The organism is Rhodococcus qingshengii JCM 15477 (assembly GCF_023221595.1).
Taxonomy (GTDB): domain Bacteria; phylum Actinomycetota; class Actinomycetes; order Mycobacteriales; family Mycobacteriaceae; genus Rhodococcus_F; species Rhodococcus_F qingshengii.
This window is the reverse complement of the sequence record NZ_CP096563.1, coordinates 4,701,368-4,725,771: the sequence shown is the minus strand read 5'-3', so window position 1 is coordinate 4,725,771 and position 24,404 is coordinate 4,701,368. Positions and strand designations below refer to the sequence as shown.

Annotated in this window: 31 protein-coding genes and 1 tRNA gene; 17 read left to right on the top strand and 15 right to left on the bottom strand. The window is 63.6% G+C overall.

What is annotated here, in order from left to right; all coding sequences use genetic code 11:
* Positions 1 to 13: 13 nt before the first annotated feature.
* Entirely contained in the window at positions 14 to 1,444 is a 1,431-nt protein-coding gene (locus M0639_RS21495) for a gamma-aminobutyraldehyde dehydrogenase (protein ID WP_003946421.1), read from the bottom strand.
* Positions 1,445 to 1,611: 167 nt separating this feature from the next.
* On the opposite strand from M0639_RS21495, the gene M0639_RS21490 reads away from it, so the two are divergent.
* Complete coding sequence (locus tag M0639_RS21490; protein WP_064074031.1) at positions 1,612 to 3,129, top strand: PucR family transcriptional regulator; 1,518 nt, start codon at positions 1,612 to 1,614, stop codon at positions 3,127 to 3,129.
* Between the two features lie 36 nt (positions 3,130 to 3,165).
* On the opposite strand, the gene M0639_RS21485 is transcribed toward M0639_RS21490, so the two are convergent.
* From M0639_RS21485 to rpmB, 7 genes are all read right to left on the bottom strand, one after another.
* Positions 3,166 to 4,527, bottom strand: coding sequence for a flavin monoamine oxidase family protein (locus tag M0639_RS21485; protein ID WP_050656887.1), 1,362 nt, complete (start codon positions 4,525 to 4,527; stop codon positions 3,166 to 3,168).
* A gap of 152 nt (positions 4,528 to 4,679) precedes the next feature.
* Positions 4,680 to 5,144 (bottom strand): hypothetical protein, encoded by a 465-nt coding sequence (locus tag M0639_RS21480; protein ID WP_037132827.1) that lies wholly within the window; start codon positions 5,142 to 5,144, stop codon positions 4,680 to 4,682.
* Positions 5,145 to 5,163: 19 nt separating this feature from the next.
* The gene (locus tag M0639_RS21475; RefSeq protein WP_003946401.1) at positions 5,164 to 6,102 is read right to left on the bottom strand and encodes an AEC family transporter; all 939 of its coding nucleotides are present in this window, start codon (positions 6,100 to 6,102) and stop codon (positions 5,164 to 5,166) included.
* A 130-nt stretch (positions 6,103 to 6,232) separates the two neighbouring features.
* Complete coding sequence (gene rpsR / locus M0639_RS21470) at positions 6,233 to 6,490, bottom strand: 30S ribosomal protein S18 (RefSeq protein ID WP_003946414.1); 258 nt, start codon at positions 6,488 to 6,490, stop codon at positions 6,233 to 6,235.
* Positions 6,491 to 6,499: 9 nt separating this feature from the next.
* Positions 6,500 to 6,805 (bottom strand): 30S ribosomal protein S14, encoded by a 306-nt coding sequence (gene rpsN, locus M0639_RS21465; protein WP_003946379.1) that lies wholly within the window; start codon positions 6,803 to 6,805, stop codon positions 6,500 to 6,502.
* 2 nt (positions 6,806 to 6,807) lie between these two features.
* Entirely contained in the window at positions 6,808 to 6,972 is a 165-nt protein-coding gene (gene rpmG / locus M0639_RS21460; protein ID WP_003946358.1) for a 50S ribosomal protein L33, read from the bottom strand.
* A gap of 4 nt (positions 6,973 to 6,976) precedes the next feature.
* A complete protein-coding gene (rpmB, locus tag M0639_RS21455) occupies positions 6,977 to 7,213 on the bottom strand; it encodes a 50S ribosomal protein L28 (RefSeq protein WP_003946346.1) in 237 nt (78 codons plus the stop codon).
* 104 nt (positions 7,214 to 7,317) lie between these two features.
* Between rpmB and mrf the strand changes: the two genes are divergently transcribed.
* The 9 genes from mrf (at position 7,318) to M0639_RS21410 (ending at position 14,308) form a co-directional block, all read left to right on the top strand.
* The gene (gene mrf / locus M0639_RS21450; RefSeq protein WP_082893146.1) at positions 7,318 to 8,571 is read left to right on the top strand and encodes a ribosome hibernation factor-recruiting GTPase MRF; all 1,254 of its coding nucleotides are present in this window, start codon (positions 7,318 to 7,320) and stop codon (positions 8,569 to 8,571) included.
* On the top strand, positions 8,568 to 8,822 hold the full coding sequence (locus tag M0639_RS21445) for a type B 50S ribosomal protein L31 (protein ID WP_003946367.1): 255 nt from the start codon (positions 8,568 to 8,570) through the stop codon (positions 8,820 to 8,822). The genes mrf and M0639_RS21445 overlap by 4 nt, the downstream gene beginning before the upstream one ends.
* Positions 8,822 to 8,995 carry a 50S ribosomal protein L32 gene (rpmF, locus tag M0639_RS21440; RefSeq protein ID WP_007727540.1) on the top strand — a complete coding sequence of 58 codons (174 nt, stop codon included), beginning with the start codon at positions 8,822 to 8,824 and terminating at the stop codon, positions 8,993 to 8,995. Before M0639_RS21445 ends, rpmF begins: the two co-directional genes overlap by 1 nt.
* An 18-nt stretch (positions 8,996 to 9,013) precedes the next feature.
* Positions 9,014 to 9,625, top strand: a complete 612-nt coding sequence (locus tag M0639_RS21435; RefSeq protein WP_003946409.1) for a trimeric intracellular cation channel family protein — start codon at positions 9,014 to 9,016, stop codon at positions 9,623 to 9,625.
* Between the two features lie 70 nt (positions 9,626 to 9,695).
* Positions 9,696 to 10,382 carry a response regulator transcription factor gene (locus M0639_RS21430; protein ID WP_003946387.1) on the top strand — a complete coding sequence of 229 codons (687 nt, stop codon included), beginning with the start codon at positions 9,696 to 9,698 and terminating at the stop codon, positions 10,380 to 10,382.
* 65 nt (positions 10,383 to 10,447) lie between these two features.
* Complete coding sequence (locus M0639_RS21425; RefSeq protein ID WP_020908630.1) at positions 10,448 to 11,827, top strand: HAMP domain-containing sensor histidine kinase; 1,380 nt, start codon at positions 10,448 to 10,450, stop codon at positions 11,825 to 11,827.
* A 226-nt stretch (positions 11,828 to 12,053) separates the two neighbouring features.
* A complete protein-coding gene (locus M0639_RS21420; protein ID WP_228401224.1) occupies positions 12,054 to 13,547 on the top strand; it encodes a S1C family serine protease in 1,494 nt (497 codons plus the stop codon).
* 80 nt (positions 13,548 to 13,627) lie between these two features.
* Entirely contained in the window at positions 13,628 to 14,125 is a 498-nt protein-coding gene (locus M0639_RS21415) for a MogA/MoaB family molybdenum cofactor biosynthesis protein (RefSeq protein ID WP_176720912.1), read from the top strand.
* Positions 14,126 to 14,131: 6 nt separating this feature from the next.
* The gene (locus M0639_RS21410) at positions 14,132 to 14,308 is read left to right on the top strand and encodes a hypothetical protein (RefSeq protein ID WP_165639126.1); all 177 of its coding nucleotides are present in this window, start codon (positions 14,132 to 14,134) and stop codon (positions 14,306 to 14,308) included.
* Positions 14,309 to 14,367: 59 nt separating this feature from the next.
* Here M0639_RS21410 and mscL read toward each other — a convergent pair whose 3' ends face one another.
* The 4 genes from mscL to M0639_RS21390 all read right to left on the bottom strand — a co-directional run bounded on the left by mscL (position 14,368) and on the right by M0639_RS21390 (position 16,715).
* On the bottom strand, positions 14,368 to 14,790 hold the full coding sequence (gene mscL / locus M0639_RS21405; RefSeq protein WP_030536328.1) for a large conductance mechanosensitive channel protein MscL: 423 nt from the start codon (positions 14,788 to 14,790) through the stop codon (positions 14,368 to 14,370).
* Positions 14,791 to 14,889: 99 nt separating this feature from the next.
* Positions 14,890 to 15,636 carry an SAF domain-containing protein gene (locus tag M0639_RS21400; protein ID WP_064074032.1) on the bottom strand — a complete coding sequence of 249 codons (747 nt, stop codon included), beginning with the start codon at positions 15,634 to 15,636 and terminating at the stop codon, positions 14,890 to 14,892.
* Between the two features lie 77 nt (positions 15,637 to 15,713).
* Positions 15,714 to 16,025, bottom strand: coding sequence for an FmdB family zinc ribbon protein (locus M0639_RS21395; protein WP_042921300.1), 312 nt, complete (start codon positions 16,023 to 16,025; stop codon positions 15,714 to 15,716).
* 111 nt (positions 16,026 to 16,136) lie between these two features.
* A complete protein-coding gene (locus M0639_RS21390) occupies positions 16,137 to 16,715 on the bottom strand; it encodes a 5-formyltetrahydrofolate cyclo-ligase (RefSeq protein ID WP_064074033.1) in 579 nt (192 codons plus the stop codon).
* A 59-nt stretch (positions 16,716 to 16,774) separates the two neighbouring features.
* Here M0639_RS21390 and M0639_RS21385 point away from each other — a divergent pair, with 59 nt between their 5' ends.
* From M0639_RS21385 to M0639_RS21365, 5 genes are all read left to right on the top strand, one after another.
* On the top strand, positions 16,775 to 17,686 hold the full coding sequence (locus M0639_RS21385) for a UTP--glucose-1-phosphate uridylyltransferase (RefSeq protein ID WP_003946415.1): 912 nt from the start codon (positions 16,775 to 16,777) through the stop codon (positions 17,684 to 17,686).
* 125 nt (positions 17,687 to 17,811) lie between these two features.
* Complete coding sequence (glp, locus tag M0639_RS21380; protein ID WP_003946353.1) at positions 17,812 to 19,071, top strand: molybdotransferase-like divisome protein Glp; 1,260 nt, start codon at positions 17,812 to 17,814, stop codon at positions 19,069 to 19,071.
* Between the two features lie 21 nt (positions 19,072 to 19,092).
* A complete protein-coding gene (locus tag M0639_RS21375; RefSeq protein ID WP_007727523.1) occupies positions 19,093 to 19,728 on the top strand; it encodes a GNAT family N-acetyltransferase in 636 nt (211 codons plus the stop codon).
* A gap of 267 nt (positions 19,729 to 19,995) precedes the next feature.
* Complete coding sequence (sepX, locus tag M0639_RS21370; RefSeq protein ID WP_007727521.1) at positions 19,996 to 20,730, top strand: divisome protein SepX/GlpR; 735 nt, start codon at positions 19,996 to 19,998, stop codon at positions 20,728 to 20,730.
* A 102-nt stretch (positions 20,731 to 20,832) separates the two neighbouring features.
* Positions 20,833 to 20,908: transfer RNA gene (locus M0639_RS21365), tRNA-Ala, on the top strand.
* 292 nt (positions 20,909 to 21,200) lie between these two features.
* Here M0639_RS21365 and M0639_RS21360 read toward each other — a convergent pair.
* Both M0639_RS21360 and M0639_RS21355 read right to left on the bottom strand, forming a co-directional pair.
* Positions 21,201 to 21,476, bottom strand: coding sequence for a hypothetical protein (locus M0639_RS21360; protein WP_156667370.1), 276 nt, complete (start codon positions 21,474 to 21,476; stop codon positions 21,201 to 21,203).
* 2 nt (positions 21,477 to 21,478) lie between these two features.
* A complete protein-coding gene (locus tag M0639_RS21355) occupies positions 21,479 to 22,132 on the bottom strand; it encodes a hypothetical protein (RefSeq protein ID WP_248671212.1) in 654 nt (217 codons plus the stop codon).
* A gap of 178 nt (positions 22,133 to 22,310) precedes the next feature.
* Between M0639_RS21355 and M0639_RS21350 the strand changes: the two genes are divergently transcribed.
* Together M0639_RS21350 and M0639_RS21345 are read left to right on the top strand one after the other, a co-directional pair.
* The gene (locus M0639_RS21350) at positions 22,311 to 22,811 is read left to right on the top strand and encodes an ImmA/IrrE family metallo-endopeptidase (RefSeq protein ID WP_003946241.1); all 501 of its coding nucleotides are present in this window, start codon (positions 22,311 to 22,313) and stop codon (positions 22,809 to 22,811) included.
* Positions 22,808 to 23,809, top strand: coding sequence for a hypothetical protein (locus tag M0639_RS21345; protein WP_064074035.1), 1,002 nt, complete (start codon positions 22,808 to 22,810; stop codon positions 23,807 to 23,809). The genes M0639_RS21350 and M0639_RS21345 overlap by 4 nt, the downstream gene beginning before the upstream one ends.
* Before the next feature lie 60 nt (positions 23,810 to 23,869).
* Here the strand turns inward: M0639_RS21345 and M0639_RS21340 are convergent, their stop codons facing one another.
* A complete protein-coding gene (locus tag M0639_RS21340) occupies positions 23,870 to 24,286 on the bottom strand; it encodes a helix-turn-helix domain-containing protein (RefSeq protein ID WP_003946231.1) in 417 nt (138 codons plus the stop codon).
* Positions 24,287 to 24,404: the final 118 nt, after the last annotated feature.

The window sequence follows — 24,404 nt, the reverse complement described above, 5'->3', positions numbered from 1 at the left end:
GAGGGGCGGCGACTCAGTCGTGCGAACTCATGACGTGCTTGAGACGGGTGTAGTCCTCGACTCCGTAGGCCGAGAGATCCTTGCCGTAACCGGAATACTTGAAGCCGCCGTGCGGCATTTCGGCGACGAGCGGGATGTGGCAGTTGATCCACACCGCACCGAAGTCGAGAGCAGCGGAGACGCGTTGCGTGACACCGTGATCCTTGGTCCAGATGCTCGAGGCCAGGCCGAACCGAACGTCGTTGGCAAGCGTGATCGCCTCCTTCTCGTCGGAGAAGCTCTGGACTGTGAGGATAGGACCGAAAGTCTCTTCCTGCACGATGTCGTCCGATTGCGCGACGCCGGTGATGACGGTCGGCTCGAAGAAGAATCCGGTTTCGCCCGAACGCTTTCCGCCGGTAACGATCTTGGCCGACGCCGGCAGGTTCGCGATCTTGTCGCTCACGGCGTTGAAGTGATTGATGTTGTTGAGCGGGCCGTAGAAGGCATCAGGATCGGAAGGCGCTCCGGGGCGCAGCTTCTCGGCGTTCCGGACGAGGGCTTCGACGAGCTGATCGTGGATGGACTCGTGAACGATCACGCGAGTGGCCGCGGTGCAATCCTGGCCGCCGTTGAAGAACGCTGCCTCGGCGATGCCGGTGGCGGTCTTCTCGATGTCGACGTCGCCGAAGACGATCGCCGGCGCTTTGCCGCCCAGTTCGAGGTGCGCGCGCTTGAGTTGCTGTGCTGCGGACACGGCGACAGCGATGCCCGCCCGCACCGAACCGGTGATCGAGACGAGACCGAGGGCCGGGTTCTCCACCAACGTCGCTCCGGTTCCGCCGTTGCCGAGCACGACGTTGAACACGCCGTCCGGCAGGATGCCCTTCGAGAGCTTCGCCAGGACCAGCGTGCTGCCCGGTGTGGTGTCGCTGGGCTTGAGGACGATCGTGTTGCCGGCCGCGAGGGCGGGCCCGATCTTCCACAGCGCCATCATGAACGGGTAGTTCCAGGGCGTGACCTGACCGACGACGCCGATCGGCTCACGACGGACGTAGGAGGTGAAACCCTCCATGTACTCTCCGGCCGCCTTGCCCTCGAGAAGTCGTGCGGCTCCGGCGAAGAACCGCATCTGATCGGCTCCGACCTTGACCTCTTCGTCGGCGATCATCTGGTGGGCCTGGCCGGTGTTGGCGCTTTCGGCTGCGACGATTTCGTCGCTGTGCGCTTCGATGGCGTCGGCGAGCTTGAGGAGTGCAGCCTGCCGCACGCTCGGCGTCGTCTTGCCCCAGGTCTCGAATGCTCTCTGTGCGGCTTCGACGGCGGCGTCGACGTCTTCCTTCGTGGAGACCGGCGTACGCCCGACCACACTCTCGTCCACGGGGTTGATCAGGTCGAGTGTTTCCGTCGCGGCTGAGGCGACGAATTCACCGTTGATGTAGTTCTCGAGTACGACGATCGACATCGGTACCGGTTCCTCTCGAGGTCGAACGAGTTCCGGCCGAGGTGATCAGCACGGAACTCGCACTTTGGGGCGTGTGTGAGCAAGTGTGCGCTGACTCACAAGTAAAGGCAGCTGCCAAAAAGGTGAAATCTTTGATCCCCGACGCGCCGAGTTGTACAGTCCAGCCCATGACGATCGCTGTGCGGTGGATGTTGGCGCAGCCGGACCTCGCGCTGGAACTCAAAGGCGGCGCCCAGGGCGTCGGTCGCGAAATCACATTTGCGCACGCCACGGAGTTGCTCGACCCTTTCCGATGGTTGACCGGCGGCGAATTCATCCTCACCACCGGCATCCGATTGCCGTCCACTCAGCAAAAGCGCGGCCGTTATCTCCGAATGCTCGACGCGGCAGGTGTGGCGGCGGTCGGGTTCGGGACCGGACTCTCGTATCCCGAGGTTCCGGCCGATCTGGTGGCTGTCGCCGACGAGATCGGACTCCCGCTCATCGAGGTGCCGTTGCCGACGCCTTTTGCTGCCGTCGTCAAGCGCGTAATGAGCCGGTTGGCAGAGCAGGAATACGAAGCTGTCCTCCGGGCGTCGCGGGCGCAACCGCGGATGACGCGTGCCGTCATTTCCGGCGGAACTGCCGCAACCGTGCGTGAACTGGCGATCGCAACCTCGGCGACGGTGCTTCTTCTCGACGTCGCCGGAAGAGTTCTCGAGAGCTCACCTCAACTGCCGACGGACGACGTGATCGACGAACTGCGAGCAACTCTCGGTGGCGGTGCCTCCAGTAGCGTGACGCTCGCAAGGTCTGGAGCGTCGATCGCGGTGCAGCAGATCAGCGTCGGGCGAACGCCGTACGGATACCTGGCGGTGATCAGTGCTTCGGCGCTCAGCTACGTCGATCAGATACTGCTCGGTCACGCGAACTCGTTGTTGGCGTTGGACTTCGAGAAACCTGCGCGCCTGCGTGCTACTCAGGATCAGTTGAATTCGCACGCCCTCGGGCTGCTGCTCACCGAGGATCGCGACCCGGCGCCGGCATGGCAACAGATCAGGCAGGCCGCCGACGGCGAGGGAATGATCCGAGGATTGACAGTTCTTGCCGACACGTCCGACGTAGCGGGACGCCTCGGAGCCGAGATTGCCGAGTTCATGAACAAGGCAGGGCGGCAGTTGTTCTCGCGGATCAACGACACTCGCGTCACGGTGCTGCTGCGTGGAACCGACGACGTCGAGTTCGCCCGAGAGTTGCTCGGCGGGGTATCGAGGTCGGATCTTCGCGCGCTTCGTGTCGGCTTGAGCGCGCGACGGGTGGTCGCTGCGCTGGCGGTCGCCGTCGAACAGTCCCAGCTGTGTGCGTCGGCGGCGGAAATCGGTGGCGAACCTTTGGAATTCGCGGCGCTGACCGGAAGTGTGCTGCTGTCTTTCGATTCGACGCGTGAAGTGCTCAACACGCTGGCGGAAACGATGATCACACCGATCGAGGACTACGACCGTGACAACGGCACCGAACTGCTGGCGTCGCTGCGGGCATTTCTCGAGGCCAACGGACACTGGGAAGCGGCCGCCATCACGATGGGCGTCCACCGGCACACGCTGCGAAGCCGAATGGCGAAGGTGGAGAGCCTAATCGACTGTCGGCTGGAAGTGGCCAGGGTTCGGGCGGAACTACTGCTCTCGATCATTGCCCGGCAATCGTGACTGCCGGGCAATGATCGAGACTTGGCAAAGCGGCCGTCAGGCCTTGCTGCGAGCGATGATGTCGGCTGCGGTTCGCTGACCCATCCGAACGGCACCGTCGACGTGCTGGTACCCCTCGGCCGCAATGTCGGAGCACGAGAAGTGAATCGGGCCGACGGGCGTGCGGGAATCCGCGCCGTAGCGGTGCAGGCCTCCGAGGTCGAAGCTCGCTGCGTACGCACCGCGGGTCCATTCCTCCGAGCCCCAGTCGGATTCGTAGTACACAACCGGCTCTTCGGCCTTCGGGCCGAGATAGCGGGCAAGTGAGGCCAGAATCGTGGCCTTACGCTCCTCGACGGAAAGCTCGAACATCGCGTCGGCCTTCTCGTCGGAGACGAAAGCGACCAGGGTGCCGCGATCGTCCTCGTGGTTGGTGTTGTCGTACACCTCCTGCACTACCTCGGACGCGCCGAAGCCGGTGCCGGAGAGGCCGTCTTCGCGCCAGAAAGGCGTCTCGTACACCGCGTGAACCTTGATGACGAGGCCGAGGGACTGGTGCTGGTGCATCTGGTGCTGACGACGCGGCAGCGGGGGATCGTACGAGATCCGGGAGTAGAGGTTGGGCGGTACGGCCAGGATCACTCGGCTTGCCTCGACGCGAACATCGCCGTCCGCCAACACCGTTGCACCGGATTCGTTCCACTGCACCGTACGCACGGGTGCGTTGAGGAAGACGTCGTCGCCGAGGGCCTCTGCCATGCGGATCGATACCTGCTGCATTCCGCCGATCACTCGCTTGTCGAGGATGAAGTCCTCGTCGACGAGATGGGAGAACGAGCCTGCGGAAGCGGCCATGAGTACGGCCTGCAGGGCAGAGAACGAGTGGGCGGGCTTGGTGAGCATGCCACCGGCGATGAAGAGACCGATGTTGTCACGTGCCTCGGCGTCGTCGGACTGATTGATCAGCCACTGCTTGAAGGAGACTGTGTCGAGATCGCGGGCGAGGGGATGTGCCCACGGTTCCTCGGCGCCGATCTGCGCTGCGAGATCGTCCATCTCGTCGATGAGACGGTCCATCTCCTTCTTCGTGGTGTCGTTCGTGGGGAAGGAATCGCCCGTGTACTGCGTCCGCTCACCTGCCGACGAGATGTAGACGGACTCGCCCTCGCGGTAGCGCTCGAAAGTTTTCAGGCCGAGTTCGTCGAGCAAGGAGATCAGCGCGGTCTGGTCGGGGGAGACCCACTGGCCGCCGATTTCCAGAACTGCTCCGTCGATGGTGTCGGTCCACGTGCGGCCGCCGACGCGGTCGCGCGCTTCGATCACAGCGACGGTCAAACCGGCCTTGCGCAGCGCGGTTGCAGCTGCCAGGCCAGAGGGGCCGGCGCCGACGATTGCAACGTCTCTCTGGAGAGTAGGCACTTGCGAGCTCCTTCATGTTGAGCACCGCTCGAGTCGAAAGATGCCGACGAGCGAGTGAACGGGTGTCGGTTTTCAGTCTGTCCCGAGGAGACGCACACCACACCTGACGAAACGGAGTGTTCGATCGGTGATCTTGTGCCGTTTAGGCGCGGCTAGCCGTTGACGACGTGGCGATCGCCGAGCGGTCGGCTCAGCGGAACGTCCAGGCTGCCGAACACGGCAACCAAGATGCACATCTTGTCCGCGGCCTCCGGCAATGCTCCGGTTCGGAGCGTGACGATCACCGTCGTATCAGTCTCTTCGACGGTTGCGTACGCGCCGTAGCACTCCGGAGTACCGGTCACGAAGTGGACTGCCACCGTGTGATCGTCGACCTCGGACCACGATTCGAACATGGTGGCCGTCGCACCCACGATGTCGGTGCGGCTGTCGAACTCCGTGCCCATCTCGCTGTCGTCGACCTCGTCGGGAACGGGGGTTCCGAGCGACCAGTCGGCGGGACTTGCTTCGTTGGCCGCCATCGGATTCGGTGCGGCAACCGGCCCCGTGGTCTGGGCCCCGACGGAGCATCCGGCCACAGCAAGGCAGGCCAGAACGGCGAGGGTTAGTACACGCATGAATCCACCGTAACCCTGCTCAAGCGAGTAGCGCTGTGACCAGCGCAATTGCGGGAATTGACGCCAAAGTGGTGACAAAGGCACTGTCTCGGGCGAGGACCATTCCGCGCCGATAGCGGCTTGCATAGATGAAGACGTTCTGCGCCGTCGGCAACGTCGAGACGACCACGATGGCGAACAACTGATGACCGTCGATGCCGAGGAGGAAATGCGCCATCAGATAGGCCAGCACAGGTTGGACCACGATCTTGAGCGTCGATGCCAGCGCGACGTCGCGGCGTGGACTCGAGCCCTTCTCCAGCACCCGCACGCCGTAGAGCGAGAGCCCGAATGCCAACAGCGCACCGGGTACGGACGTCGCGCCGATCAATTCGAAAGGCTGCATCAGCGGCCGGGGCGGTACCCAACCGATCAACGCGACGATCAACCCCGCAGCGCCCGCGAGCACGATCGGATTCTTGAACGGGGCGGTGACGGTGTCGATCAACGAGAGCTTCTCGGCATCCGCGCCGCGAAGGGCCGTCAGATCGAGGATCGTCAAGGCGATCGGGGAGTACACGACGATCTGAAAGAGCAGGAGCGGCGCGACGAACGTGGCATCGCCGAGCACGAACACCGCGATCGGGATTCCGAGGTTGGCCGAATTCACGTACGAAGCCGACAGCGCGCCGATGGTCAGTTCGGGTAGCGGCCGGTTGAGCCAGATCTTTGCGACGACGACGTACAGAGCGCCGACGGCAAAGGCAGTAGCCGACGCAACGGCGAGCGTCGGCGAGAAGATCACCGAAAGATCGGACGACGCGAGGGTGGTGAACAGCAGGGCAGGCGTCGCGACGAAGAAGACGAGTCGACCGAGAACGAACTGTCCTTGGCTACCGAGGGTGCCGAGACGGCCGAGGAGATACCCGACCGCGATGACAACAAAAATTACGGTGAAACCCGCAACAACTCCCGACACGCTGCGGGCACCTCTCGACTGGAATGAACGACTTCGGGAAAATCTTAGTCAGGGCAACAAAAAGGCCGCGCAGTCGAGTGACTGCGCGACCTCTTCGGTACTTCTACGTGTGACTACCGAGCACGTATGACTACCGGGCGGCGGTGAAGGGGAGCAACGCCATTTCGCGTGCGTTCTTCACTGCAACGGCGACCTGACGCTGCTGCTGCGGGGTCAGGCCCGTGACGCGACGGCTGCGGATCTTGCCGCGGTCCGAGATGAACGTGCGAAGCAAGTTGATGTCCTTGTAATCGACATGCGTGATCTTCGCTGCGAACAACGGGTTCTTCTTGGGCTTACGACCCTCTACGGGGCGTGGCTTCTTCGACGGTGAACGCTTGACTGCCATCCGACTTCCTTACCAGCTCGACTTGTGTACGCCAGGCAGTTCCCCACGGTGCGCCATTTCTCGCACGCGAATCCGGGAGAGCCCGAACTTCCGCAGGTGGCCGCGCGGACGTCCATCCGCAGCGTCTCGATTGCGCAATCGTACCGGACTGGCGTCGCGTGGTAGACGTTGCAGGGTCGCTTGGGCCTTCGCGCGCTCCTCTGCCGAGCTTTTCGGGGAGCGGATCGTCTCCTTGAGAGCGGACCGCTGCTCCGCGTACCGCTCGACGACGACCCGTCGCTGGTTGTTCTTCGCGATCTTCGACTTCTTGGCCATGCCTACTTCTCTTCTCGGAAATCGACGTGCTTTCGCAGCACCGGGTCGTACTTCTTCAGTACGAGTCGATCGGGGTCGTTACGACGGTTCTTGCGGGTCACGTACGTGTACCCGGTGCCCGCGGTGGACTTGAGTTTCACGATCGGGCGGATCTCGTTGCGTGCCATCTGCTCAGACCTTCTCGCCGCGCGCGCGGATCCGGGCGACGACGGATTCGATGCCGTCGCGGTCGATCGTCTTGATGCCCTTGGTCGAGAGCGTGAGTGTGATGCGACGCCCCTCGCTGGGCAGGAGGTAGGTCTTGCGCTGGATGTTCGGGTTCCAGCGACGGTTCGAACGCTTGTGAGAGTGCGAGACGGATTTTCCGAACCCCGGCACACGTCCGGTCACTTGGCAGTGAGCCGACATGGGTGTTCCTTTCAACTTGCAGATGACAATCATTTTCGACAATGCGGTGAGATCAATGTACCGTTCAACCTCGGTAATGACAATCATTCCCAGAAAGGCCCGCTGTGAACACGATCTTGGACGGCAGGACTCCGCTGGTCCTGGTCGCCGGCATGAGCGAATCCACCCCACACACCGCACGAGCGTTGCTGCGAACCGGAACTGTTCTGGTCCACCACGACCTGAGCCACGTCCGTGAAGGGGTGGTCCGGCGGACGGTCACCTCGATGACCGGGAGTGCCGGGTCTGCCGGCGCTGTGTCCGAGCGCGAGACGATCCTCGAGCTCGCGCACGGCTGCGTCTCCTGCACCCTGCGCGAAGACTTGCTGCCGCTCCTGCGCCGGCTTCACTCGCACAGTTCGGTGCAGCGGATCGTGTTGCTGTTGGACCGGCAACTCGAGCCCGAGGCGCTGTGCTGGGCGATCGAGCACGTCGTCGTGACCGGCGTCGTCGGCCAACTGGACGGACCGGCGCAGCGGGACGTCCGCGTCGATGCCGTCGTGACGTGCATCGACGCGGCGACCTGGCTGGCAGACGCCACCGGCGACGAAGCTCTCGACGACGACCGCACCCTGGCTCAGGTCGTCGTCGGGCAGGTCGACTTCGCCGACGCGCTCGTCCTACGCGGGTCCGATGCGCTCGACGGCTGGCAGCGGTCCCGCTTGAACGCGGTTCTCGCGCGCATCGCTCCACGGGTACCCGTCTTCGATGAGGGAGACGACATCGAGGCACTGCTCCTCGAGGTGCCTGCGGATGCGCGACGCGGTGAACTGGCCGACGCTCACTCACCGCTGTTGCGTCGCCAGCCGCCGCTCGACGACGACGGCGGAGTGATGCTCGTCGAGTTCACCGCGAACCGGCCGTTCCACCCCGGTCGTCTGCACGAGGCGATCGACGTCCTGCTCGAAGGCGTCGTGTACTCCCGCGGACGAGTCTGGGTGGCGACGCAACCGGGTGAAGCGCTCTGGCTCGAATCGGCCGGCGGTGGCCTGCGAGTTGCCAGCGCGGACACCTGGCTTGCCGCGATGACGCCGGAGGAACGAGACCGCGTTCCAGCTGAACGCCGTGCACTCGCGGCCCTGAAATGGGACGAGCGTTTCGGTGATCGCGACACCTCGATGGTCGTTCTGACGTGCGGTGCGAACCCGCTCGAGATCGACCGAACACTGCAGCACGCCTTGGTCACCGACGACGAATTGGCGGACGAAGCGTCGTGGGCAACGTGGGAAGACCCGTTCGGCGAGTTTCACGAAGACCCGTGTGACGAATCCGAATCACCTTATGCCGAAACCGAATCAACGCGAGAGGGAAACGAATGAAGAAGCAGATGCACCCCGACTACCACCCGGTGGTCTTCCAGGACGCCAGCACCGGCAAGAGCTTCCTGACCCGATCGACCGTGACGAGTGAGCGCACCGTCGAATGGGAAGATGGTGGCACGTACCCGCTGCTGGTCGTCGACGTCACGAGCGACTCTCACCCGTTCTGGACCGGAGCGCAACGTGTGATGGACACCGCCGGACGCGTCGAGAAGTTCGAGCGGCGCTACGGAAAGCGCAAGGCACTCTGATGGCCGTTCCCAAGCGGAAGATGTCCCGTTCCAACACGCGCAGCCGTCGTGCCCAGTGGAAGGCGACGGCGCCCGATCTGGTCGAGGTCACAGCCTTCGGCCAGACCCACCGAGTCCCTCGGCGACTGGTCAAAGCAGTTCGACTCGGGGTGATCGACCCGAGCCGCATCTGACCGTGCGATCCTTGGCCGGTGCTGCTGAGGATCCTCGAACTGGTGGGCATCGTGGCGTTCGCGGCCTCGGGTGCCCTGGTGGGCGTCACCAAGCGACTCGACATCTTCGGGGTGTGCTCGGTGGGTGTGTTCACCGGCATCGGCGGCGGTATCGTCCGCGACGTTCTCCTCGGCGTCCATCCGCCCAGCTCTCTGAGCAGTTGGCCGTACTTCGGAACGGCCGCCGCCACCTCACTCGCCGTGTTCTACCTCCACGAGCCGCTCAATCGACTGCGTCGTGAAATCCTGGCGCTCGACGCACTGGGGATGGGCTTGTTCGCGAGCACCGGCGCCGTCATCGCGCTGGACAACAACGCCAGTTCGCTGGCGGCGACCTTGATCGGTGCGACCGCGGCGATCGGCGGCGGCGTGATCCGCGACGTTCTCGTCAACGAGGTGCCACTGCTCCTGCACAAGGACCTGTACGCGGTTCCCGCACTGCTCGGCGCTGCGTTGGTGGTCACAGTCTCGCAAGCCGGACTGTCCACCAACGCCGCGCTGGTGTGCGGCACAGCGTTCGCCGCGGTGTTCAGACTGCTTGCGTTATGGCGTCATTGGAGCCTGCCCGGGCCGAGGCGAACCCGGGACTGACCGCGACACGCCGGAGGCCGGAATCGGACCCTCTCAGCCGCATCTCAGCACTTCAGTCCAAACTGTCGGTATGCGTATTTTGGTGGTCGACGACGACCGGGCGGTTCGCGAGTCGCTTCGGCGGTCGCTCAGCTTCAACGGCTACACGGTCGAGCTCGCGGTCGACGGGCTCGACGCACTCGAGAAGATCCTCGCCAACCGGCCCGACGCCGTCGTGCTCGACGTCATGATGCCGCGACTCGACGGACTCGAAGTGTGCCGTCGTCTTCGCAGTGCCGGCGACGACCTGCCCATCCTCGTGCTCACCGCCCGCGATTCGGTCAGCGAGCGAGTGGCCGGTCTCGATGCCGGAGCGGACGACTACCTGCCCAAGCCCTTCGCTTTGGAAGAGTTGCTTGCCAGGTTGCGTGCACTACTTCGCCGCACCGCGCCCGATCTGGACGCCGATTCCGAAATGATGGCGTTCGAGGACCTCACCCTCGACCCGGTCACCCGTGAGGTCAAGCGCGGCGAACGATCGATCAGCCTGACGCGCACCGAGTTCTCCCTCCTCGAAATGCTCATGGCCAACCCACGCCGCGTGCTGACCCGTGGACGCATTCTCGAAGAAGTGTGGGGATACGACTTCCCGACGTCCGGCAATGCCCTCGAGGTGTATGTCGGCTACCTGCGTCGCAAGACGGAAGCCGACGGCGAACCGAGGTTGATCCACACCGTCCGCGGAGTCGGATACGTCCTGCGGGAGACGCCTCCGTGATCACCGCTCCGTTCGGCAAGAACGCCGAACCGAAGAAATCCTCCACCACCCAAGCGTCCGTCGAAATGCGCCCGCCGATGCCGCTGACCCGTTCGGTGTCATTGCGTTGGCGTGTGACGCTGCTCGCCGCGTCGGTGGTGGCCATTGCCGTCGCAGTCATGGCGATCGCTGCCTACGCGGTGGTTTCGCGTGCGCTCTACGCGGACGTCGATCACCAGTTGCGTACCAGGGCAGCGGTGCTGATCGACAGCAATGTCGTGCGATTCGATCCTCGCTACATCTCCGGTGCGACGCTGTACACCACTGACATCAGTGTGGCCCTGATCTTCTCGGACCTGAGCACGTACCAGCCGCCCGGTTCCGACGTGCCGATCGGTGAAGCCGAAGACGCCGTAGCGCGTGGCGAATCGGATTCCTCGCTGCGAACCGTCGACGGTCAGCGAGTGCTGGCTCAACGAACCCATGACGGAAGCACTTTGGTGATCGGTCAGCGGCTCGCGCCGACCGTTGCAGTACTGGACCGACTGGCCTGGGTGCTCTTCGTGGTCGGCGGGTGTGGCGTCATACTTGCGGCAGTGGCGGGTACTACCGTGGGCCGCACCGGTTTACGACCCATTGCCAGGCTGACTGCTGCCACCGAACGAGTCGCTCGGACCGACGATCTGACGCAGATCCCCGTAACCGGCAGCGACGAATTGGCGCGCCTGACAGAGAGTTTCAACACGATGCTGCGGGCGCTCGCCGAGTCCCGCGAGCGTCAGTCGCGCCTCGTCGCGGACGCCGGACACGAGTTGCGGACGCCGTTGACTTCGTTGCGCACCAACATGGAATTGCTGATCGCGTCCAGTCGCCCCGGTGCGCCGCAGATTCCCGACGAGGACATGGCAGAACTGCGTGCCGACGTCGTCGCGCAGATCGAGGAACTCTCGACTCTGGTCGGCGACCTCGTCGACCTGGCCCGTGAAGACGCACCCGAAACCGTGTACGAGCGCGTCGACGTCAGCGACGTCGTCGAGCGTGCGCTCGAACGAGCGCGGCGCAGGCGCAACGAAATCGAGTTCGAGGCGGTCACCACTCCGTGGTACGTCTACGGAGATCAAGCGGGCCTGTCGCGTGCCGTGCTGAACGTCCTCGACAACGCTGCGAAGTGGAGTCCGAAGGGCGAACAGGTACGCGTCGAAATGCGACCGGTGGGTCAAGGATTGTTGGAATTGACCGTAAGTGATGCGGGACCTGGCATTCCGGAGGAGGATCGGGAGTTGGTGTTCGATCGTTTCTACCGGTCGACTGCGGCACGTTCGATGCCGGGATCGGGTCTGGGACTTGCGATTGTGCGTCAGGTCGTCGTCAAGCACGGCGGCACCATCGCGATCGACGAATCCGATCGTGGGGGAGCGCTTGTTCGTATCGTGCTTCCCGGTGAACCGGGGCCGAGTGCCGAGTAGCGTGTTCTGTAGACCCGTTGGTCCCGCGCTTCGGTGACTGACGTCACGGCTTAATGCGTTCGGCCCGAAAGTCTTTCGGGCCGAACCGACAACACCGGTTTTTCACGTCGAACTCTGGGTAAAGTGACAGGCACGTCTCAGCGCCTTCTCAGCAGCGCAAGGCAGCATTGTCGGCAGAACAGTTGTGACTGCCCGTCCGGTGGTCACCGTAGACGAAAGCGAGCCGATGACCGAGGACCGTAACGTCGGGCCGACCCGGCCCGAGCAGCCCAACAGCGAACCCACCACCCAGGCGCAGCCGACAGCACCTCAAGCACAGCCGACGGCACCTCAGGCACAGCCCCCCGTGCCGCCGCAGCAGCCTCAGGGGCAGGCGCCTCAGCAGCCGTACCAGCCGACCGAGTCGTTCGCCCGACCCGCCGAAGCCTTCGGGCAGGCACAGCAGCAGCCCACGCAGGCTTTCGGCCACCCGCACGGTGCCCATGAGGCCGCGTACCAGCAGAGCGCCCCGTACGGCGCACCCAACCCTGGTGGCCCCGGCGGCCCGAACGGCCCGGGCGGCGGCCACAATCAGATCCCCGCACCGCTGCAGGGGCCGAACTCCGGTTCGACCACCACCAAGCCGAAGTCGGGACGCATGGCGCTGGTTGCCGGCGCTCTCGCCCTGGTCCTGGTCAGTGGTGGTGTCGGTGGCGTGGTCGGCGCCGTCGTCGCGGACCGCAACGGTGGAACCGCGACGGTCACCAACTCTCTGAACGCTCCGAAGCCCACTGCGACCAACACGTCCAACGCTCCCGCCGGCTCGGTTCAGGCCGTTGCCTCGAAGGTCGTGCCCAGCGTCGTGCAGATCGAGGTAGCCACCGCGCAGGGACAGGGCGGTGAGGGCTCCGGTGTCATCCTGTCCTCCGACGGTCTGATCCTGACCAACAACCACGTTGCCGGCGCACAGGGAGCGCAACTTCGCGTTGCGTTCTCCGACGGAACCAAGGCCTCGGCCACTCTGGTCGGTGCCGACCCCGTCTCCGACATCGCCGTCATCAAGGTCGACGGTCGCAACGACCTCACGCCCATCGATCTCGGCAACTCCGGCGACGTCCAGGTCGGACAGCAGGTGGTTGCCGTCGGGTCCCCACTCGGCCTGGCCGGCACGGTCACCGAAGGCATCATCTCCGCACTCGATCGCCCGGTCTCCACGAGCGGCGAGTCCGGCAACCAGAACACCGTCATCGACGCTCTGCAGACCGACGCAGCGATCAACCCCGGCAACTCCGGTGGCGCCCTCGTCAACATGGACGGCCAGCTGATCGGCATCAACACGGCGATCGCCTCGCTCGGAGCGTCGTCGGGTACCCAAGGCGGTTCGATCGGACTTGGTTTCGCCATCCCGATCGATCAGGCACGCCGCGTCGCCGACGAACTGATCAAGACCGGCAAGGCGACTCAGGCCATGATCGGCGTGACCGTGCCGTCGCAGGACAACGCCGACGGCGCAACCGTCATGGATGTCACTGCTGACGGGCCGGCCGCCAAGGCCGGTATCCCGAAGGGTGCAGTCATCACCAAGGTCGACGATCGTGTTGTCGCAGATGGTGATTCGCTGATCGCGGCAGTGCGTTCACATGCTCCCGGCGACAAGGTCTCGATCACGTACAGCGACGGCGGGCAGACCAAGACCGTCGACGTCACGTTGGGAACCGCGGCAGCGCAGGGCGGTCGATGATGTTCGGCGATCAGCAGACGATCGACCCGATCTTCGGCCAGATCGCAACGGCGTCGGGATCGGACACTACGGTAGGAGTCATGGAACTCGAAGCCACATCGGCCGGCCGCGCTCTGGTCGTCATCGTCGACGATCGCACAGCCCACGGCGACAACACCGACTCCATCGGTCCACTGGTCACGGAACTGCTGAACGAAGCGGGTTTTCTCGTCGATGCGACAGTCGCCGTCGCCGCCGACGAAGTGGAGATCCGCAACGCTCTCAACACCGCAGTCATCGGTGGCGTCGACCTCGTCATCTCGGTCGGCGGTACCGGGGTATCCCCGCGTGACGTCACTCCTGACGTGACCGCTGAGGTTCTCGATCGCGAGATCCCGGGAATTGCCGAAGCACTTCGTGCTTCCGGTCTTTCGGCCGGATCGCTCGAAGCAGGCTTGTCCCGCGGCCTCGTCGGAGTTTCGGGAAGCACCGTGGTCGCCAATCTGGCGTCGACCAGGCCGGCAATTCGCGACGGCATGGCAACCCTGACGGCTTTGGCGAGTCACGTGATCGCCGAGCTCTCCAGCCTCGAGGGCTGAGACAGCTTGTCGGAGCAACGCGATACCCCGAAGAAGCCGTCAGTCGACAAGAAGCGCCTGGCGCGCATCTTCGGGGACGTCTTTCCCGAGACGACGTCGGACGAGCGGGGTCCCGAGGGATCCTCGCGGTCCTCGGACGACGACTGGCTGCGCAGTCAGCGGCCCCCGCACCACGGGGGTTGAGAAGTAAATCAGGCCCCCGGACAATTGTCCGAGGGCCTGATTTGATCTGTGGGCACTGCCTATTCGAGAGTCTTGGCGTGCGCTCCCGTGTCGGCGCCACCGGCATTGGCCGAGAGGATGTCGCGGATCTGGATGAGCAGATCGGTTTCGCTGGCTTCCTTGTCCTCGGGCTCGGAGACGAACTTCTTCTTCGCCGCATTCGCAGGGACGATCAGCACGAAGTAGACGACCGCTGCGATGATGATGAAGTTGATGATCGCGGTGACGACCGCACCGAAGTTCAGGAACGTCTCAGCGGAGTCACCCGTCAGCTGAATGCCCCACCCGTATTCGTTGGCTCCGCCAATCGAAGCGACAAGTGGGTTGATGATATTGCTGGTGAAGGCAGTCACGATGGCGGTGAAGGCCGCGCCGATGACCACTGCGACGGCCAGGTCGAGCACGTTTCCGCGAAGCAGGAAGTCCTTGAATCCCTTGAGCATGTCGGTGTCCCCTCGAGTCTCCGATGGCAAGTGCCAGATGGTCCGTTGATACCGAACCGACTGGAAAAATCCTAGAGGAGCTTCGGACGCTTTGTGCGCTCAGCGGAATGTCACGGTGATCGCATTGGACAGAGATGCCGCGGCTACGACGTTGGCTGCTGGTGTCGGCAGGGCCAGCAAAATCACCTGTTCCTGCTGGGTACGTGTACTTTCCGACGTGGTGACCAACGCGACTACCGCTCCTGCCGCAAGAATTTGTGGGGCCTTGTCTGCAACTGATTCGTTGGGTGTGTCGGGGTGGGGTGTGTCTGGGCGGGATGTGTCAGGGCCGACGGTCAGGACGTCGACGACGTCCCCGCTGCGCAACATGTCCGCGACGGCCGCATCGGCCAATCGGACGGGGACGATGCGGGCGTCGTCGGTTCCTACCGACAACCCGGCCAGCCGTGGGCTGAGAACGCGCACGTCGGTGACGGTTTCTCCGGAGCGAATCGGGCCGGCAACGGTTCTCCCGACTACCAGGTCGGTATCGGAGACAACTCCTTCGGGAAGTTGTTTCGAGTCGATCTCTCGCATCTCGACATCCGAATCCGCAATCACCTGCCCCGGAGTGAGATCGCGGCTCGAGACAACTACGGCGACGGTGTCGGTCGCGGGATCGCCTCGAAAGAAGAGAACAACGCCGAGTGTGGCCAGGACAACGGCTGCGATCTTACGGACTGTCGCCGTGCGGAATCGTGTGCCGCGTGTCAGTTCGACGACGCGATCGAAGGTGCTCGGGCTGAGATCGAGTTGGGCGCGCAGTGGATCGGAGCGCCTCGGCGAGCGAGAACGTGCTGACGGCATTCATGCACGTTAGGGCCGGAAGCGGTGCTTCCGGCCCTAACCATGTGAAACTGTGGACAACCCGGAGGTTGTGGAAATCAGCTCGCGGCAGCCTTTGCGGGCGCCGGCGTGCTGGTCGACGAACTCGATGTCGAAGAGGAGTCCGACTTGGACTCGGACTTCGTAGCGGGTGCCGAATCACTCTTGGCGGGCTCGCTCGCAGTCCCGGAGCCGCCGCGGCTGTCGGTGCGGTAGAAGCCGCTGCCCTTGAACACGATGCCAACAGAGTTGAACAGCTTGCGGAGCTTGCCTGAGCAAGCTGGGCAGACCGTCAGCGAATCTTCGCTGAAGGACTGGACGATGTCGAAACGGTTGTCACATTCCGTACATGCGTATGAGTAGGTGGGCACCGGGCTTCCTCCGCACTGTGATGTTCGAGCAGCCGCGTATTTACACCGCAGCCTTTAGCACTCTACAAGTGACAGTGCCAACAGCGCTAATCAGGGATCTATTCCCGCAGATCAATCGCCTTGGAGCGGCGTGAGACCGCCGCTTGGCGTCAATGCCCAGCCCATGGGAATGTCGTGGTCGTCGGCAGGCAAGGCCTCGACGAGTTCGGAGTCTCTGACAATTGCCACGAGCCGAGTCTGTGGTCCGACCGACCCGAGCGTCCGGTCGTAGAAGCCTGCGCCACGGCCGAGGCGTGTTCCGCGAAGATCCACCGCGAGAGCAGGGACAAGCATGCATTCCACGTCGGACAGGGTTTCCGGTGGTAGGACGGGTCCGACAGGCTCTCGAATGCCGTACTTCGCGGGGCGCAAACCGTCCGCGCCGCTGTACTCGACCCAGGACAACGGTCCCGGCTCCCCGGTGATCGGAAGTAGTACACGCTGAGCGATCTCGGCAACGGCGTCGAGCAAATCGGTGGATCCTGGTTCGGTGCGGGTGGGGACGTACGCACAGACGACCGAGCCGTCGACAATCACTGAACGTATGTGCGTGATCAACGCCGCAGTTTCCGTGTTTCGAGTGTGCTCGGAGACTGCATCACGTGCTGCGAGTGTGATTTGTCGCCATTGTGCTTTTGTCTGAGGTGTCACCCCGCAACGATATTCGTCGTGCTGACCGAGCGGTAACAAGCGGCGGCTAAGGTGTTGGCATGACAGACGTTGTCGCTAGCAGCACGAGGGCCTTCCGTACGGCCGTGGTTCCCGCAGCCGGACTTGGTACGCGTTTCCTGCCTGCCACCAAGACGGTTCCGAAAGAATTGCTGCCGGTCGTGGACACACCGGGTATCGAACTGGTGGCAGGTGAAGCTGCGGACTCGGGAGCCGAGCGGCTCGTCATCGTGACGTCCCCGGGCAAAGACGGCGTGGTTGCCCACTTCGTCGAGGATCTCGTGCTCGAAAGCAAGCTGGAAGCAAGCGGAAAACTCGCTGCCCTGGCGAAGGTGCGCAAAGCGCCGGGTTTGCTCGAAGTCGACTCCGTGATTCAGGAGCAGCCCCTCGGCCTCGGGCATGCAGTCGGTTGCGTCGAGTCGGTTCTCGACGACGACGAAGATGCCATCGCGGTCCTTCTGCCCGATGATCTCGTACTACCGCGTGGCGTCCTGGAGATCATGGCGCGAGTTCGGGCCAAGCGCGGCGGATCCGTTCTCTGTGCAATCGACGTCCCGAAAGACGCAGTCAGCGCTTACGGCGTCTTCGACGTCGAGATCGTTCCCGACGCGGTCAATCCCGACGTCCTCAAGGTCGTCGGCATGGTCGAGAAGCCGGCTGTGGAAGACGCGCCGTCGACCTTTGCCGCTGCAGGTCGCTATCTGCTCGATCGTGCGATCTTCGACGCACTTCGTCGCATCGAGCCGGGAGCCGGCGGTGAGTTGCAACTCACCGACGCCATCGCTCTCCTGATTTCCGAGGGCCATCCGGTTCACGTGGTGGTGCACCGCGGAACGCGTCATGACCTGGGCAACCCCGGCGGGTACCTCCGCGCTTCGGTGGACCTGGCGCTCGACAGTGACGATTACGGCCCGTCCTTGCGTAAGTGGCTCGCGGATCGGCTCGACCGCTGAGCGTGTCGCCACGGTGGTTGATCGCCCGATAACGCAGTATCAATGTGCTTGTCCCTTTTCGGCGGCAAGGCATCATGAGCTGACGGATATCACCGAATTTCCAGACACAGGAGGACGCGGACCAGATGCGGTCGGTTGAGGAGCAGCAGACCAGGGTTACCGCTGCTGCAGTGGCACCCCGTCCGGTTCGGGTCGCCATCTCGGAGGCGCAGGGACTGCTGTGTGCCGAGGAAGTGGTGACCGAACGCCCATTGCCGGGATTCGATCAAGCTGCCATCGACGGTTACGCGGTTCGCAGTGTCGATGTCGCCGGAGCTGGAGCCGACCTCCGAGGCGAGGACGGCGAGCCTACGGACCTCAGCTTGCCGGTGGTCGGCGAGGTGACGGCGGGCTCACGCCAACCGATCCGCTTGCAACCGCGTCAGGCCGTTCGAGTCGACACGGGCGCGCCGCTGCCCACGCTGGCCGACGCCGTGCTCCCGCTCGAAAACACCGACGGTGGTCGCGCTCGCGTTCGGATCTTCGAGCCGGTGCGTTCGGGCGATTACGTTCGCCGTGCAGGCGACGACGTCCAGCCGGGCGACGTGGCCGTTCGGGCAGGCACCATCATCGGAGCCGCACAGGTCGGGTTGCTTGCCGCGGTCGGCCGCGACAAAGTACTCGTCCATCCGCGTCCGCGCCTCTCCGTCATCAGCGTCGGCGGAGAACTCGTCGACGTGGATCGCACGCCGGGACCTGGTCAGGTTTACGACGTCAATTCGTATGCCCTCGCCGCCGCAGCGCGCGATGCCGGCGCCGACGTCAACCGTGTGGGAATCGCAGGCAACGACTCGCGTCGTCTTCGCGAAGTAGTCGAGGGACAGCTGATTCGCTCGGAAATCGTTGTCATCGCCGGTGCCGTGGGCGGCGGAGCGTCCGACGAGGTTCGTGAGGCGCTTGCCGACCTGGGGACACTCGAGGTGGAGCGCGTTGCCATGCATCCGGGATCGGTGCAAGGCTTCGGAAAGCTGGGAAGGGACGAGGTTCCGACCTTTCTCCTACCGTCCAACCCGGTCAGCGCACTGGTGGTATTCGAAGTCATGGTTCGCCCGCTGATCAGAATCGCGCTCGGACGCCGCCAGCCGATGCGGCGAGTAGTGAAGGCGCGGACAGTGGGAACGATCACGTCGATTGCCGATCGCAAGGGTTTTCTGCGTGGTCAGCTGATGCGTGACGAAGCGACAGGGGAGTACCTGGTGCAGGCCCTCGGGGGTGCGCCCGGTGCGTCCTCACATCTCCTCGCGACCTTGGCGGAAGCCAATTGCTTGGTTCTGGTCGATCGAGACGTCACCGAAGTGCACATCGGTGAAGAAGTCGACGTAGCTTTTCTCGCCCAACGTGGGTAACGCCGACCCGAGTGGGGTGTGATGTCAGTCCATCCAGGATGGCCGGAAGATCTCGGCCCGCTGCGAGTGCCCGCGGGAGTGGTGACCGTCCGCCCCGTGAAGCTCCGTGACGCTGCTGTGTGGAGTCGTCTCCGCATTCGCGATCGCGAGCACCTCGAGCCGTGGGAGCCCACCGGAGAATCGCCCTGGGATGCTCGCCACCACATCACCGTCTGGCCGTCCCTGTGCGGAAACCTTCGCTCCGAAGCGCGCAAGGGCAGGATCCTTCCCCTGGTGATCGAACTCGACGGGAAGTACTGCGGGCAGGTCACCATCGGAAATGTGGTGCGCGGCGCTCTGCGGTCCGCCTGGGTGGGCTATTGGGTCGCCTCGCACGTGACCGGTGGGGGCGTAGCCACAGCTGCCGTTGCACTCACACTCGATCACGCATTCTCGAAGGTCGGTCTGCATCGAGTGGAGGCCACTGTTCGGCCGGAGAACGCGTCGAGTCGCGCAGTCCTACGAAATGTGGGGTTCCGGGAGGAAGGTCTTCTCAAGCGCTACCTCGATGTCGACGGCCAATGGCGTGATCATCTTCTGGTCGGAATGACCATCGAGGAAGTACCCACCACCGTCGTCGACAGATTGGTGCGGTCCGGACGTGCTTCGTGGGTGTGACGAAGACGGCGCCAGAAGCGTGAGAAACGCGAGCTAAACAGCAGTTACCGCTGAGTAGTCCTACTTTCGGGCGGGAAAATGTGGTTTTTGATTCAACCAGAACTTGAGACTTTTGGGACTGAACCGGAAGTTCAGTTCGGTACGCGTGTGACACATGAGTATGGTGGGGTTCGGCGCGTCGGCAACGATGCGAGGGCGTCGGCCGTTAACCTTGACTCGTCAACGGCTGGCATAGGTGCTGGTAGGTGATCGGGAGGAGGCCGCGGCATGCCTAGCTCATTCGTGTGGATCGGGCTGGTGGCCGTGTGGCTGTTCGTCCTGGTGCCGATGCTTGTCAACAAGCGCCCCAGGATCCGGCAGACGAGTGACGCGGCACTCGCGACTCGAGTACTCCACCGCGGCGACAGCAACCCTGTTCAGCGCGGGCCGGCAGCAGGACATCGAAGCGATCCGAACTGGCAACCAGAACCAGTGCGCAGCAGCTACGACGCGGAGGACCAGATGGACACTCACGCAGAAGACGACTACGCCGGCGGTCGTGCACCGGTCGGAGAATTTGTTCCGGTTCGGCGCGGCCGAGGCGGATTCGACCCCGAAGCGGATGCCATCGCCCGGGAGGCGCGGTATGCATTCCGTCAGCGGACATTGCTGGGACTTGCGTTCGTCGCGATTCTCTCGGGCGCTCTCGCATTGATCATCTCGCCGATGGTGTGGTGGTTGTTTGCGCTGACCGTGTGCGGCCTCGGCGGGTACATGGCGTACTTGCGTCGGCAGGTTCGGATCGAGCAAGAGATTCGCCGCCGTCGTACCGAACGCCTCAACCGATCGCGACTCGGAGTCGAATCGCACACCGACGAAGAGCTTCGCCTGATTCCGGCGCGACTGCGTCGGCCAGGAGCGGTTGTCCTCGAGGTCGACGACGAAGATCCGGTGTTCGATCACCTGGATCACTACGAAGAAGAGATCAGGCACACCGAGATGCGTCGCGCGTCCGGTCAGTGATCTTCTGGGCCGATCTTGTCGGGCCGAAAGTTCGTGTCGGGTGATTCCAACGGGAGTATTCGTTCCTGTTAGAGTTGCCGAGCACCGCTGAGGCGGTGGCACGGGGCTGTGGCGCAGTTGGTAGCGCGCTTCGTTCGCATCGAAGAGGTCAGGGGTTCGATTCCCCTCAGCTCCACCAAGAAGTACCAGCGAAAAGGGTCTTTCAACGAAAGTTGAACGACCCTTTCCTGCATTTTCAGGGCCTGCCCGAATTGCGAAGATTCGATCTGAGTGTGCGCCGTTTCATACGATTGCGACCGCTGATCCGGACCGTTGAGCTTCCAAGTGAGGGATGATCCTTGGGCGGATACATGTTTGCCGGAAATGTAACGAGGGTGTGTCCGGTGCGATAGGCACGGTGAGTCTGCCGCAGTTTTCCGCAGGTCGGACGTATGTGTCGGGGAGGAATGTCGATGAGCCAGCCACGACGGCTAGCGATGATGCTTGTTGCTGTGATGTGCCTGATGGGTATCGGCGTCCTTGCCGTATCGGTCTTCCCCGCCATCGTCGCCGCCCAACCTGGCGGCAACAGCGGTGGTGGCAACAACGGCAATGGAAACGGCAATTACGGCAACAACGGCGGCAATAACAACGGCAACGGCGGCAATAACAACGGCAACGGCGGCAATAACAACGGCAACGGTGGCGGTCACAACGGCAACGGTGGCGGCAACAACGGCAACGGCAACTATGGCTGGCATTGTCACCGTCACAACTGCGGCACGACCGTAATTCCGACACCGACCACGACGACTGAGCCGACGACGACTGAGCCGACCACGACGACTGAGCCGACCACGACGACTGAGCCGACGACGACTGAGCCGACGACGACTGAGCCGACCACGACGACTGAGCCGACCACGACGACTGAGCCGACGACGACTGAGCCCACGACGACTGAGCCCACGACGACTGATCCCACGACCACGACTGAGCCCACGACCAACCCTTCGGCGTCGCAACGTCCGAGCAGCAGCGCTTCCCCCGCGACCAACGCAACTTCTGCGACCAACGCAACTTCGCAGACCGAGAGTCCTTCGAGCCAAGCACCCTCCGAGACACAGTCTCCTTCCGAATCGCAGCCGAGTTCCGAGCAGTCGTCCGCGGTAGCGGCTCCGCCGGCTGGACCGTCTGATCCGCAGGGACCGTCAGCGGGCGGCGGAGCGCCTGCACCCTCTGCCGGTGGACCGCCTGCACCCTCTGCCGGTGGACCGGCAAACGCTGCGCCGGGCGCAGTCGCAGCCCCTTCCGCACCCGAGGTTCTGGCCGCACCCGCACCCGTAGCTCCGCAGGTACCGTCGAACGTTCCGAACGTCGCGGCTCCGACTGACAACCCGCAGGCGTTTCCGACGGCGTTCACTCAAGGGCTTCCGCCGATTCTCAACGCCGCCGCCGTCGCCGGCGGTGTAGGCGGAATGGCAGTGGTAGCGGCCGGTGCGGGAGCACTGACTTTCCGCGGAGCATCGCTGCAGAAGGCACGATTGGCTGCCGCGCGTGCCGAATTCCTGGCACCCGGATCACAGGGAGGTGCGTGAGTCGTGCCGGACAGACGTTCACATCGCCGCGTTCTGGCCGCGGTGGATGCCGTATGCGACGCAGCAGCGTCGTCGGAGGCAGTGTCACTGCTGACGGTGGTGCAGACAGTCGCCCGCGAGCGTGGGCGCCCGATCGAGATCGATCTGGAAACCCCTCTCGCCACCGGAGTGTGCGGTCAGCGCCGGGCCTACGACGACCACGACGTCATCGTTTTGGCTCCCGGACTACCCAATGTCGAGCGGACTCTGGCACATGAGTTGGGGCACATAGTGTTTCGCCACGAGGGTGCCGAGATCGCCGAGGCGACGCTCGAGGTCAGTGACGATTTGATCGCCTACATGTTGAGTCAACGTTCTCTGCGGCGCAACGAACCCGTGCCGATGGACGACATCGCGGAGTGGGAAGCCGAGACGTTCGCGTCGATGTTGATCATGCGTCTGCGAACGATGAGTGGCCGTGGGACACCGCTGTCGGTGTTGCGGTACGACGAGGCGATCGGATGATCTTTTGGGCTGTGGCCCTTCTCGTCTGGGTTGCAGCCGGCGCGAGACTGGGTCGAGTTGTCGCGCGCACCGCGACGCCGTTGCGAATGTCGATGGTCTTTGCAGGCTTCTCGGTCGCATTGTCGTCGACGGTCATGGTGCCGGCGGTATGGGACATCGTCGATCGCATTGCGCCGGAGCAGCATGCCGCCGCGATGATCGTCATCGTCTTGTGGACAGCGTTGTCTGCGGCCAGTGCAGTCGGCGCCGTGTCTGCGTGGCCGGTGATGTCACGTCCGGCTATGCGCGGCCTCGCCACCGTGCTGTACTCGGTGGGGCTCCTGGTGGCGATCGCGGTTCTCTTCGGCTACCCGGCGCCGGCTCTGATCTTTATCATCGTCGCTCTGTCCCTTGTCATTTCGACGGGGCTACGGCACGTTGCGTGGGCGCCGTTGGGGCGCGGAATCGCGTTGATCGTGACCGGTTCGTCGATCCTGCTCGTCGTGGTCGTCGTGATGCTTGTCGAATCGATCGGTGGCACCGGCGCACTCGAATCGGATATCTGGACGGGCCCAGGGGTGTGGTTCATCGCTGCCTCGAGTGTTCTGATTGCGCTGGGCATCACGTGGGTGCTTCTCGAGACCTGGTTACGTGCGCGACGAGATCTGTACCGGCTGCGGCGGATGCACGCGCTTCTCGTCAAGCGATTCCCCGAGGTAGTCGACGCGGACAGCGCCGGGAGTACGTCTGTGCTGCGGGCATCGGACATGATCGCGCAGATCATGGATGCGATGTACATCCAGTCCGGCGCCGGGATGTTCGACGTCGGTGGTCAGGAACCGCCGCGGGCCGTCACTGCACACGCGGGGATTTTGGCGGGGTGGATCGCCGATCCCTTGGCCTCGGATGTGTTGGACACCAGGTGGATTGCGCCTCCTGAGAAGATGTCGGCGCGCCGCTGGGTGTTGTTGTTGGCGAAAGAACTCGATGAAACGACAAAAGTAGGTCGACGTTCGTAGTCGACCTACTCCATGTCATTGCAGTGCTCGAGATCGAGTCAGTGCTTCAGCACGGTCACATCAGCGTGACGCGTCAGGCGGAACCTCTGGCAAACCTTCACTCGCGCGGAGCTTTTCAGCCATCGTGGTGAGTAGATTCTGCGATTCTTCCGAGAGGTCGAATGCACGGCTCGAGAGGCGGCGAAGCCCGTAGCCTTGGAGCTGTGAGAGCAGTTCGAGATCGTGATCGATCTTGGCTGCGTAGATGTCGTTGAAGAAGTAGTCGGGCTTCACCTTGAAGAACCGGGCGAAGGCTGCGACTGTCTCGTCTGAGGGGTTGGTGCGCTGTCCCGAGCGGAGCTGCGAGATGTACGGCTTGGAGATCTGATGGCCGTCTTCGATGAGCGCTGCCGCAACCTCGGCGTTGGTATGGGGTTTGCGCCCCGGAGGATGAACACTGTCGAACAGTTTGTTCAATCGTTCTGCAAAGTCAGCCATTGTGAACCGCCCCGTAATCCTCTCTAGCTAGCAATTGTCCGTTCAGTGAATCCTACGGTATCACGCGGATAACCGATCGGTAGCTCACCGTAGTCTGTTTAGTGGACTAGTTGTCAAA